Origin of the sequence: Tardiphaga sp. (assembly GCF_044336785.1) — a bacterium.
In the GTDB taxonomy this organism is placed as follows: domain Bacteria; phylum Pseudomonadota; class Alphaproteobacteria; order Rhizobiales; family Xanthobacteraceae; genus Tardiphaga.
Genome location: NZ_JBIIOT010000028.1, coordinates 41,164 through 52,645, shown reverse-complemented (window position 1 = coordinate 52,645; position 11,482 = coordinate 41,164). Strand labels below are relative to the sequence as shown.

The window sequence follows — 11,482 nt, the reverse complement described above, 5'->3', positions numbered from 1 at the left end:
GAAGCCGCTGATGGTCTCGAAGCTCAATACGGTGGCCCAGGTGGGCTTCGCCGCCTTGGTCCTCGCAGCCCTCGGATTTGGTTTCAATTCGTCGCCTTACGATTTGATTCTAATGGGTTTTGTGACTGTCCTGACACTCGCTTCCGTGGCCCTTTACCTGGTGGAATGGGTGAGGCACATGAGCACGATCGAGACGGGCGCGCGCCCTGAGTAAATTGCCGGTCACCCGGCCTGGAGTATCCCTGCGTGTCTGTTCGCGTCCAACCCCGTCAATTGGCGTTTGCCTTGCCCCATGCGGAAAGTCTGTCACGCGACGACTTTCTCGAAGGCAGTGCCAATGCGGAGGCACTGGGGCTGGTCGATAGCTGGCCGGACTGGCCGAACAAGGTGATGCTGCTGGCCGGGCCGGAAGGCAGCGGCAAGAGCCATCTCGCGGCGATCTGGGCCGAGGAGGCCGGTGCGCGTTCGACCATGGCGCATGCCTTGACGGCAGCCACCGTGCCGGGCGCGCTAGCGACAGGCGCCGTTGTGGTCGAGGACCTCACCCCGGACAGTTTTGATGAACGCGCGCTGTTTCATCTTCTCAATCTTGCCCGCGAAGATGGTGCTTATGTCCTCATCACCGCCCGGATTGTACCGGTTGCCATGGAGATCGCGTTGCGGGATCTCCGCTCGCGGCTACGTGCCGTGCCTGTGGTGCAGCTCAAGGCGCCCGACGATCACCTCTTCAAGGCGCTGATCGTCAAATTCTGCGCTGATCGTCAGATGAGCATGGACGAGGCGACGCTCAATTACGTCGCCAGCCGTATCGAGCGCTCGTTTGTTGCCGCGCGCCATACCGTCGAACTGCTGGACGGTGAAGCTTTACGGCTCGGTCGTCCGGTCACTCGTGCCCTCGCTGCCGAACTCTTGCGCGAGTCCTGATCCAAAAGACTTTTAAATGTACGGAAATTCCGTATATTCGTCTGATGGCCGCGGATCATTTTGACCCTGCCAAGGATGCGGTCAATCGCCAGAAGCACAAGTTGTCGCTGGCGTTTGGCGTGCGCATTTTCGAGGACGCAGCCCACCTTGTCGTTCCGTCCATCCGCGAGACCGATGGTGAAGCGCGGTTTAAGGTGGTCGGCATTGTCGATGGCAAGCTGTTCACGGCTGTTTTCGTTTGGCGCGGTGAGGTGCCACGCTTCATTTCGGTGCGAAGGAGCAACAAGGGTGAAGAAAGAGCATATCGTGCTGCCGGCTGATCCCGCTGATGCGGAAGACTTCGACGTATCCGCCGAGGCCCTCGAGCGTGGCCAACGTGCGCGCCTGATCCGCATGACAAGGACCAAGCTCGGTCTATCACAGTCCGAATTCGCGACCCGCTTCCGCGTCCCAGTTGGCACGCTCCGCGATTGGGAGCAGGCCCGTGTAACAGCTCCCGATTTCGCAGTGGCTTACGTCAAGGTCATCGCGCTGCATCCCGACGTCGTGGCAGACGCGGTGGCGTAGCCTCACTCTTGCGCGAATCCTGAGTTTCTTGTCGGGTGCGATGCCTCGCAGCGCAGCGAATTATCCGCCTTGACGGCAGCCTGTGCCAGTTCCTGAATGTCATTGAACTGTCACGTAACTAACACATTGTCCGCGGCGATTGGCTGCTACCGCCTCAATGCCCGAAATGGATGGATGACGACCTGATGGATTCCGTGGAAGAGATTGCGATTGAAGAGAAAAAGGGTGAAGCGAAGGCGGCTGAGGCGATCGCGTCCGGGCCTGAGCGTTTCATCAATCGCGAACTTTCCTGGTTGCATTTCAATCGCCGCGTGCTGGAGGAGTCCGTCAATCCCGGCCATCCCGCGCTGGAGCGTGTCCGCTTCCTGTCGATCTCCGCCAACAATCTCGACGAATTCTTCATGGTCCGCGTCGCCGGCCTGAAGGCGCAGGTGCGCGAGGGGATCACGGAGCGCAGCCCGGATGGCCTGACGCCGCTCGAGCAGCTCGTGCTGATCAATGCATCGGTGTCAAAACTCGCCACCGACCAGCAGGCGATCTGGCGTGACCAGCGCGCCATTCTGGCCGATGTCGGTATCGTGTTGCTCGACGGCAAGGACGTCACGAAGCCCGAGCGGAGCTGGATCGAGGATCATTTCCTCCACAACATCTTTCCGCTGCTGACGCCGCTGGCGATCGATCCCGCGCATCCGTTCCCGTTCATTCCCAATCTCGGCTTCACCATCGCGCTGCATCTGACGCGGGTGGCCGACGGCAAGACGATGAACGCGCTGATCCGCATGCCCGGCAAGATCGACCGCTTCATCCGTCTGCCCAATCCCGGCAAGGATGGCGAAGTCCGTCTGATCACGCTGGAGCAGGCGACCGGCCTGTTCATTGGCCGTCTTTTCCCCGGCTATATCGTGCAGGGGCAGGGCGCTTTCCGCATCATCCGCGATAGTGAACTGGAAGTCGAAGAAGAGGCCGAAGATCTCGTTCGCCTTTTCGAGTCCGCACTGAAGCGTCGTCGCCGCGGGTCGGTGATCCGGCTCGAGATTGAAGCAACGATGCCCGTCGAATTGCGGGCTTTCGTGCAACGCGCGCTGGCGACGTCCGACGACGAGATCCTGCTGGTCGATGGCGTGCTCGCCATGAACGAGGTGTCGCAACTGACGCGGCTGGATCGTTCCGACCTCGAATTCGTGCCTTATGTGCCGCGTCATCCCGAGCGCGTCCGCGATCACGGCGGCGATATCTTTGCCGCGATCCGCCAGAAGGATCTGGTGGTTCATCACCCCTATGAGTCCTTCGACGTCGTTGTCCAGTTCCTGCAGCAGGCCGCGCGCGATCCCGACGTGGTGGCGATCAAGCAGACGCTGTATCGCACCTCCAACAATTCACCGATCGTGCGCACGCTGATCGAGGCGGCCGAGGCCGGCAAGTCGGTGACGGCGCTGGTCGAATTGCGCGCGCGCTTCGACGAGGAAGCCAATATCCGCTGGGCGCGCGATCTCGAACGTGCCGGCGTGCAGGTCGTCTACGGCTTCCTGGAGCTGAAGACGCATGCAAAACTCTCCTTGGTGGTCCGCCGCGAGGGCGGCGCGCTGACGACTTATGTCCATACCGGCACCGGCAATTATCATCCGGTCACCGCGCGCATCTATACCGACCTCTCTTACTTCACGTCCGATCCGATCATCGGCCGCGATGTGGCGCGCGTGTTCAACTACATCACCGGCTATGCCGAGCCGAGCGACATCGAGAAGATGGCGGTTTCGCCATTGACCCTGCGCAAGCAGATGATCGACCACATCAAGGGCGAGGCGGAATTCGCGCGTGCCGGCAAGCCGGGCGCGATCTGGCTCAAGATGAATGCGCTGGTCGATCCCGGCATCATCGATGCGCTCTATGAAGCCTCAAAAGCCGGCGTTTCCATCGAGCTGATCATCCGTGGTATTTGCTGCCTGCGGCCTGGCGTTCCCGGCCTGTCCGAGAACATCAGGGTCAAGTCGATCATCGGCCGTTTCCTCGAACATTGCCGCATCTATTGCTTCGGCATGGGGCATGGCCTGCCGAGCCCGAAGGCGATGATCTACATCTCGTCGGCCGACATGATGCCACGCAATCTCGATCGCCGCGTCGAGGTCTTGTGCCCGCTGCAGAATCCGACGGTGCATACCCAGGTGCTCGAACAGATTATGGTCGCGAATCTGAAGGACACCGAACAGAGCTGGCGATTGTTGCCCGATGGGTCGTCAACGCGTATGAAGGCCGCGAAGGGCGAGGAGCCCTTCAACGTACATAATTACTTCATGACGAATCCGAGTCTGTCTGGCCGTGGAAAGTCGCTTGAGAAATCATCGCCCCGGCGGCTTACGCGCCGTTCTGAACGCCAGCAATCGTCGTAAGGATCAGGCCTCGTGGTAGCGCGCACGGGTCAACGCGCCCAAAGCGTTGCGGTCATCGATATCGGTTCGAATTCCGTTCGTCTCGTCGTCTATGAATCGCTCGCCCGCAGTCTCGTCACCATCTTCAACGAGAAGGCGCTGTGCGGTCTGGGCCGCGAGGTCCAGAGCACGGGTCTGCTGGCCAAGGACGCCGTTGACAAGGCACTCGTTGCACTGAAGCGTTTCCGGGCGCTGTGCAAGATCATGAAGGTCGGTCGCGTCTATGCGATCGCGACGGCCGCGGCGCGCGATGCCAGTAATGGTCCGGACTTCATCACGGCCGCGGAGAAGATCTGCGGCACCGAAATCCAGATCATCTCAGGACCGCGCGAAGCAAAGCTCTCCGCGCTTGGCGTGATCTCCGGCGTCCACAAGCCCAATGGCCTCGTCGGCGATATGGGCGGTGGATCGCTCGAGCTGATCGACGTGCGCGGCAATTCGCTGCGGCAGGGCATCACGCTGCCGCTGGGTGGTCTCGCCTTGCAGGATGCGTCGAAGGATTCGCCAAAGCGCGCCGAACGCATCATCGCCAAGGCCTTCGCCGACGTAGAGCAGCTCAAAGCCTGTGAGGGCCGCAATTTCTACGCCGTCGGCGGTACATGGCGCGCGCTTGCGCGGCTGCACATCCTGCAGAGCGGCTATCCGCTCAAGGTGATGCACGGCTACACGATTTCCGCTGCGGACGCGCTCAGCTTCGTGCGCCGCGTGCGGCGTTTCGCGACCGCCAATGTGCTGGCCGATATCGAGACCATCACAGAGGCGCGCCAGCCGCTGCTTGTCTATGCGGCGATCTTGCTCGAACACATCATCCGCATCGGCAAGCCGAAATCGATCGTGTTCTCGACCTATGGCGTGCGCGAAGGCCTGTTCTACGAGATGCTGACACCGGCGCAGCGCGCCGAAGACGGCCTGCTCGGCGCGGCCGAGACGATGAACCAGCTTTACTCACGCTCGGCCCGCCATGCGCAGGAGTTGAGTGACTGGAGCGATCACTTCGCACGCGTGACGAAATTGCAGGAGACGGATGAAGACAAGCGCCTGCGCCGCATCGCCTGTCTGCTGTCCGACATCGGCTGGCGCGTGCATCCCGATCATCGCGGCGAACAGACTCTGCATCTGATCACCAACGGCAATTTCGGCTCGGTCGATCATCACGGTCGCGCCTTCCTCGCGCTGTCGGTCTACTACCGCTATGCCGGTTTCAGTGCCGAGAACGAGCCGCCGGAAATCGTGCGCGCTCTGGTGACACCGGCGCAGGTGGAGCGCGCGCGTTTGCTCGGCGCGCTGTTCCGTGTGGCGCATCTGATCTCGGCGGCGCAGCCGGGTGTGTTGCCGGCCGCGCATTTCACCGTGCAGGACCGCAAGATGATGCTGATCTTCGAGCATCGCCTGGTCGATCTCGTCGCCGACCGCGTCGGCAGCCGCTTCAAGCAGCTGGCACGACTGGTCGGCAAGTCGGGCTCGGTGGTTCGGCGCTAATCTAGTCTCCGGCCCTCATGGTGAGGAGGCGCCAACGGCGCCGTCTCGAACCATGAGTTGGCTAGGCTCCGTGTTTGCCGCCATCCTTCGGGACGCGCGCTTTGCGCGCTCCTCAGGATGAGGGCGGAGTTTAGTTGCCCACCCGATTCTCCAACGTTCCAATCTGCTCGATCTCAAGCGTCATGACATCGCCGGCCTTGAGCGGTCGCGGCGGTGTCATGGCATAGCCGACACCGGACGGCGTGCCGGTGGCGATGATGTCGCCTGGCTCCAGCGTAAGGCCCAGCGACAATTCGCTGATGATGCGCGCGATCGGGAAGATCATGTGCCTGGTGTTCGAGCTCTGCCGAACCTCGCCATTCACCTTCAGCGACAGATTGAGCGCCTGGGGATCGCTGACATCGCCACGCTCCACCACCCACGGCCCCATCGGACAGGTGCCGTCAAGGCCCTTGCCCTTGAACCACTGATCGTGGCGGCGCTGCACGTCGCGGCCGGTGACGTCGTTGATGATGGTGAAGCCGAAAATGTGATCGAGCGCGCTCTCGATCGGAATGTTCACCCCGCCGCGGCCGATGATGACGGCGAGTTCGACCTCATAGTCGAGCATCGCGGTGACATTCGCGTGCAGTGGCACAGTTGCGCCTGCGCCGATCACGGCCGTGCGCGGTTTGGTGAAGAACTGCGGATATTCCGGCAGTTTTACCTCGGTGCCACGCGCCCGATATCCCTCTTCGACATGCTCGATATAGTTGCGGCCGACACAGAACACGTTCTTGCGCGGCGAGGGGATCGGCGCCTGCAGCGTCACGTCGGAAAGCTTGACGATGGCGCTTGGCGGCGCGGCGGAGGCGAGACGTCGTGCAGCTTCCAGCCCGGCAGCGCCGGCTTCGATCAGGCTGATCAGATCGGCAAAGGCCGCATTCGGCTCTGCCTTTGCGAGATCGAGCACACGCTCACCATCGAGCATCACGCCCAGACGCGCCGCGCCGCCCGACAAGATCGATACGAATTTCATGACGTCTCCCCGAATGTGCTGCGCTTGAACGGCAGCGGCACATTTGTGCCAGAGATCGGAGAGGTTTGGGAAGGGTTGGCGATGGAAATGAGATGTCGTCCCCGCGAAGGCGGGGAGCCAAACCTCTGGAGACATGGAAGAGCGCGATGGTCGCGGCTCTCGTGTTTCTGTCAGGTCGTCGGAGGCCATCGGTCCCCGCCTTTGCGGGGACCACAAGACAGCTTACGTCCGCTCGACGCGGATCACGCGGCCTTTTTCCATCGCGAGTGCCAGCCGGCCGTGCTTCAGCGCCAGCGCATCCTTGCCGAACAGCTCATGCCGCCAGCCCTGCAAAGCGCCGACATCGGCATTGTCGTCGATGGCGATCTGTTCGAGATCGTCCACCGTGGCGATCACCTTGCTCGCGACAGCGTGACGTTCCGACGTCATGCGCAACAGCACTTTCAGCAGCTCGACAGTGGCTGCGCCATTGCCGTTACCGCGCGGCTTTTCCAGCTTCGGCAGCGTGTTGGGATCGCGATTGATGCCGCGCTGGATGGCGGCAATGATGTCGCTGCCCCATTTCGAGCGCTCAAAACCCTTCGGCAGCGAACGCAGATTGGCGAGCTTCTCAAGCGTGGTCGGCGCATGCGTCGCGATATCGCCGACGGCGTCGTCCTTCAGCACGCGCGAACGCGGCACGTCGCGGCTCTGCGCTTCCTGCTCGCGCCAGGCGGCCACTTCCATCAGCACCGCGAGCTCCTTCGGCTTGCGGACGCGGGTCTTGAGGCGTTCCCAGGCGCGCTCGGGATGGAAATCATAGGTCTTTGGCGAGGTGAGGATCTTCATCTCCTCGCTCACCCAGTCGCTGCGATTGCGCTTCTTCAGATCGGCATCGAGCTTGGCGAACACGTCGCGCAGATGCGTCACGTCCGAGACCGCGTAGTGCAGTTGCTCGTCGGTCAGCGGGCGGCGCGACCAGTCGGTGAAACGGTGGGTCTTGTCAGGACGATGGCCGGTGACGCGCTCGACCAGCTGGTCATAGGCGATGCTGTCGCCATAGCCGAGCACCATGGCGGCGACCTGGGTATCGAAGATCGGATGCGGCACCACGCCATTGCGGTGGACCATGATCTCGATGTCCTGCCGGGCGGCGTGGAAGACCTTCAGCACGGCTTCGTTGTTCATCAATGCGAAGAACGGTGCGAGATCGATGCCTTCGGCCAGTGTATCCACGACCACCGCATCCTCGGCGCTGGCCATCTGCACGACGCAGAGCAGGGGATAATAAGTGGTCTCGCGGAGGAATTCCGTATCGACGGTGATGACGGGATGCTGGGCGAGGCGCTCACAGGCAGCGGCGAGTTGGTCGGTGGTGGTGATCAGTTCCATGGATGGTCCATAACGCTTTTATCAAGGCGTTCGGCCCAAAACGCTGGTGAGTCAAGGGAATCCCGCAGATTTGAGGTCTGCGGGAGCAAAAATGGGGTGATCAGGTACCGCAGAACGTGCGTAACACGCGCTCATCCATCGCTGGCGGATGGGTATAATCCGCCATCTGCGGTTGATCTTCATAGGGTTTTGCCAGCACGGCAACCAGTTCCTCGAACGGCGCGAAGTTGTCCGCGAGCGCTGCCTGGATCGCCGCCTCGATGCGGTGATTGCGGGGGATGAAGGCCGGATTGACGGCATTCATGGCCTCGGCACGGGTGGCGCCATCCTCGGACTCCGCGCTGAGTCGCTGCCGCCATTTGGCAGCCCATTCGTCATAGGCGGCGGGATTGACGAACTGGTCGCGGACACTGGCATCTCCTGCCGGATCGGCAGCAGCGGCTCCGAGCTGGCGGAACGTGTTCGTCAAGTCCGCCTGATTGGCCGTCATCGCGGCGAGCAGATCCTGTACCAACGCTTCGTCATTGGGCTGGCTCGTGAACAGGCCGATCTTCTTGCGGAGACCGCCTTGATAGGCGTCATTGAAGATGTCGGTGAAGGCACCGAGTGCGGATTGCGCGAGTTCGATCGCCGTCTTCTCGTCGCTGTCGATCAGCGGCAGCAGCGTCTCGGCGAAGCGCGTCAGATTCCACAGCGCGATGCGTGGCTGGTTCGCATAGGCATAGCGGCCCATCTCATCGATGGAGCTGTAGACCGTCGCCGGATCATAGGCGTCCATGAACGCGCAGGGGCCGTAATCGATGGTCTCACCGGCGATGGAGCAATTGTCGGTGTTCATCACGCCGTGGATGAAGCCCACATGCAGCCAGCGCGCGACAAGCTCGGCCTGCCGCCTGATCACGGCGTCGAGCAGCGCTCGGACGGGATGTTCGGCCGTCGCGAGATCCGGATAATGCCGATTGATCACGTGATCGGCGAGGCGCTTCACAGCAGCGATATCCTCGCGTGCGGCGAAGAACTGGAACGTGCCGACACGGATATGGCTCGATGCGACGCGCGTCAGCACCGCGCCGGGCAGCATGGTCTCACGCTGGACTTTCTCGCCGGTGATAACGGCTGCGAGCGAGCGCGTGGTCGGGATGCCCAGTGCGAACATCGCCTCGCTGACGATATATTCGCGCAGCACCGGGCCGAGCGCGGCGCGGCCATCGCCGCGGCGCGAGAACGGCGTCGGGCCGGAGCCCTTGAGCTGGATGTCACGACGGACGCCGCTCCGGTCGATGACTTCGCCGAGCAGGATCGCGCGACCGTCGCCGAGCTGGGCGACGAAATTGCCGAACTGATGGCCGGCATAAGCCATCGCAATCGGATCGGCCCCATCGGGCACACGCTTGCCGGCGAGGACATCCACCCCTTCAGGGCTGGCGAGCCAAGTGGGATCGAGGCCGAGTTGCTCGGCAAGCGCCGTGTTCAGCTTGATCAGCCGCGGCGCATTCACTGGCGTCGGCGCGACGCGGGCGAAGAAATTGGCGGGCAGGGCCGCGTAGCTGTTGTCGAAGGGGAAGTGGACTGTCATGGGCCTAAGATAGGCCAGCCCCTGCAATTGACAACCGTGCCATTCGCGCCGGTGTCATCACCCGCGCAAGCGGGTGATCCAGTATGCGGCGTAGTTCCAGTATGTTCTCTGTCGTCTCAGATTACTGGGTCACCCGCTTGCGCGGGTGACGACAGTTGAGATTTAAGCCGCCCGGACCGTATCAAGGAACTTGTCGACTTCGCCCTTGAGACGGTTGCTTTCCATCGACAGCGACTGCGCCGCAGCAAGCACCTGGGTCGAGGCGGAGCCGGTTTCGGCGGCGCCGCGATTGACCTCGGTGACCTCATTCGCGACCTGACCGGACAGTTGCGCCGACTGCTGGACGTTGCGTGCGATCTCCTGCGTCGCCGCGCCCTGTTCCTCGACGGCTGCGGCGATCGCCGACGACACTTCCGAGATCAGCGTGATGGTCGCGCCGATTTCCTTGATGGTCTCGACGGTCTCGGAACTGGCCGCTTGCATGCCGGCGATCTGGGTCGAGATTTCATCGGTGGCTTTTGCGGTCTGCGAGGCGAGGGCCTTCACTTCGGCGGCAACCACCGCGAAGCCACGGCCGGCTTCGCCAGCGCGGGCCGCTTCGATCGTGGCGTTGAGCGCGAGCAGGTTGGTCTGCTCGGCGACGGCGGTGATCAGCTTCACGACGTCGTCGATGCGGGCCGTCGCCTGGGTCAGCTTGGTGATGCTCGCATTGGTCTTCTCGGCCTGCTGAACGGCGGTCGCGGCGATCCGGTTCGATTCTGTCACCTGACGGCCGATCTCGTTCACCGACGACGTGATCTCTTCCGTCGCGGCGGCGACCGACTGGACGTTCTGCGACACTTCGGTCGAGGCCGAGGCTGCCGAGCCCGACAGCGTCATGGTCACATCCGAGGTGCGCGTCAGCGTGGTCGCGGAGGCTTCCAGTTCGGTCGAGGCCGACGACAGCGAATTCACGAGTTCGCCGATCATCGCCTCGAAATTGCGGGTCGCGTTATTGATCGTCTCGGCGCGCGCGGCCTTGACCTGGGCTTCGGCACCTGCGGCTTCATCGGCCGAGCGCTTGGCGATCAGCGCGTTCTTGAAGATCTGCAGCGCGCTGGCAATGCGGCCGATTTCGGTGCTCTCGCCCTGATGCGGGATGCCGACATCCAGCTCGCCGTCGGTGAGCTTGCCCATCGGCTTGAGGATCGACGAGATGCCGCCCGAAATATCGCGCACCAGATAGATCGCAGCACCGATGCCCGCGACCAGCGCTGCGGCGAGAATGCCGATCATCATCCAGATCGAATTCGCGTAGGTGCTGTCGGCATGCTCGCCAGCGATGCCGGCGCCCTTGTCGTTCAGCTCGGTGAGTTTTGCCAGTGTCGCGTCCATTGCGCGGCCGGTCGGCACGACCTTCTTGGCATTGATGTCCTTGGCGGCGTTGAGGTCGCCCTTGGTGGCGAGCGCCTGCACATCGGCGGCGGCGCTGATGAAGTCCTTCCATTCCTTGTCCAGCTTGTCGGCGAGTTCGCGCTCGGCCGGCGAGGAGACCAGCGGCATATAGGCCTTGGCAGCCTTGTCGAAGTCCGACTTGCGGGCCGCGAGATTCTTATCGACGTCCGGACGGTCGGCATCGGAGACGATCAGATGGTCGCGCAGCACGGCACGGTAGCGGGCCGATTGCACGCGCATCTCGCCAATCCAGCGGACGCTGGGCAGCCAGTTGTTCTTGATGTCATGGGTGGCGGCGTTCATGGCGCGCATCTGCAGAAACGAGACTGCGCCGATGCCGGCGATGGCGATGAACAGGAAGGTGACAATGGCAAACAGCTTTGTGCTGATCGAGTATCTGGCGAGCACGGAAGTTTCCTCGGCGTTTTGGCCGCGCACCTCGGCTGGCCAATCACGGCAATGGAGGGCACGCAGCGGGCAATGAATGCAGCAAGTTCCAGCTGAAGAGCCTGCCTTCAAAACGGGCAGGTTTCATGCAAATGACACTGACGGCGGGTGGTCAAAGATCGGTAAATTTTTCTGCAAATCGCCATAAGCTGTTGAATTTGTCCCAAAAATACCGCTGGAACCGTTCGTATGGCGAACTCGCGGGTGCTTTTGCGTGCCGGCGTTTATGTGTGCACCTTG

At 62.3% G+C, this 11,482-nt stretch carries 9 protein-coding genes and 1 pseudogene; 6 read left to right on the top strand and 4 right to left on the bottom strand.

Features of this window, described 5'->3' with window-relative positions; translation table 11 throughout:
- From ACIQ2A_RS10820 to ppx, 6 genes and pseudogenes are all read left to right on the top strand, one after another.
- Positions 1 to 214 (top strand): annotated as a pseudogene (locus tag ACIQ2A_RS10820) (CDP-alcohol phosphatidyltransferase family protein); the annotation flags it as partial.
- Positions 215 to 246: 32 nt separating this feature from the next.
- Positions 247 to 924 carry a chromosomal replication initiator DnaA gene (locus ACIQ2A_RS10815; RefSeq protein WP_398478779.1) on the top strand — a complete coding sequence of 226 codons (678 nt, stop codon included), beginning with the start codon at positions 247 to 249 and terminating at the stop codon, positions 922 to 924.
- Positions 925 to 968: 44 nt separating this feature from the next.
- Complete coding sequence (locus ACIQ2A_RS10810) at positions 969 to 1,244, top strand: BrnT family toxin (RefSeq protein ID WP_398478777.1); 276 nt, start codon at positions 969 to 971, stop codon at positions 1,242 to 1,244.
- Complete coding sequence (locus tag ACIQ2A_RS10805; protein WP_398478775.1) at positions 1,213 to 1,491, top strand: helix-turn-helix domain-containing protein; 279 nt, start codon at positions 1,213 to 1,215, stop codon at positions 1,489 to 1,491. Before ACIQ2A_RS10810 ends, ACIQ2A_RS10805 begins: the two co-directional genes overlap by 32 nt.
- 185 nt (positions 1,492 to 1,676) lie before the next feature.
- On the top strand, positions 1,677 to 3,878 hold the full coding sequence (locus ACIQ2A_RS10800; RefSeq protein WP_398478773.1) for an RNA degradosome polyphosphate kinase: 2,202 nt from the start codon (positions 1,677 to 1,679) through the stop codon (positions 3,876 to 3,878).
- A 12-nt stretch (positions 3,879 to 3,890) separates the two neighbouring features.
- Complete coding sequence (gene ppx / locus ACIQ2A_RS10795; protein WP_398478771.1) at positions 3,891 to 5,396, top strand: exopolyphosphatase; 1,506 nt, start codon at positions 3,891 to 3,893, stop codon at positions 5,394 to 5,396.
- 130 nt (positions 5,397 to 5,526) lie between these two features.
- Here ppx and ACIQ2A_RS10790 read toward each other — a convergent pair whose 3' ends face one another.
- The 4 genes from ACIQ2A_RS10790 to ACIQ2A_RS10775 all read right to left on the bottom strand — a co-directional run bounded on the left by ACIQ2A_RS10790 (position 5,527) and on the right by ACIQ2A_RS10775 (position 11,203).
- Positions 5,527 to 6,414, bottom strand: coding sequence for a fumarylacetoacetate hydrolase family protein (locus ACIQ2A_RS10790; RefSeq protein ID WP_398478769.1), 888 nt, complete (start codon positions 6,412 to 6,414; stop codon positions 5,527 to 5,529).
- Positions 6,415 to 6,636: 222 nt separating this feature from the next.
- A complete protein-coding gene (gene rnd / locus ACIQ2A_RS10785; protein ID WP_398478767.1) occupies positions 6,637 to 7,785 on the bottom strand; it encodes a ribonuclease D in 1,149 nt (382 codons plus the stop codon).
- 100 nt (positions 7,786 to 7,885) lie between these two features.
- Positions 7,886 to 9,361, bottom strand: coding sequence for a YdiU family protein (locus tag ACIQ2A_RS10780; protein ID WP_398478765.1), 1,476 nt, complete (start codon positions 9,359 to 9,361; stop codon positions 7,886 to 7,888).
- Between the two features lie 162 nt (positions 9,362 to 9,523).
- The gene (locus ACIQ2A_RS10775) at positions 9,524 to 11,203 is read right to left on the bottom strand and encodes a methyl-accepting chemotaxis protein (RefSeq protein ID WP_398478763.1); all 1,680 of its coding nucleotides are present in this window, start codon (positions 11,201 to 11,203) and stop codon (positions 9,524 to 9,526) included.
- Positions 11,204 to 11,482 lie beyond the last annotated feature (279 nt).

Bases quoted from the DNA above. Each gene is read 5' to 3' on its own strand.
- ACIQ2A_RS10780 (WP_398478765.1), bottom strand. From the start codon at position 9,361: ATGACAGTCCACTTCCCCTTCGACAACAGCTACGCGGCCCTGCCCGCC.
- ACIQ2A_RS10790 (WP_398478769.1), bottom strand. From the start codon at position 6,414: ATGAAATTCGTATCGATCTTGTCGGGCGGCGCGGCGCGTCTGGGCGTG.
- ACIQ2A_RS10810 (WP_398478777.1), top strand. From the start codon at position 969: ATGGCCGCGGATCATTTTGACCCTGCCAAGGATGCGGTCAATCGCCAG.
- rnd (WP_398478767.1), bottom strand. From the start codon at position 7,785: ATGGAACTGATCACCACCACCGACCAACTCGCCGCTGCCTGTGAGCGC.
- ACIQ2A_RS10800 (WP_398478773.1), top strand. From the start codon at position 1,677: ATGGATTCCGTGGAAGAGATTGCGATTGAAGAGAAAAAGGGTGAAGCG.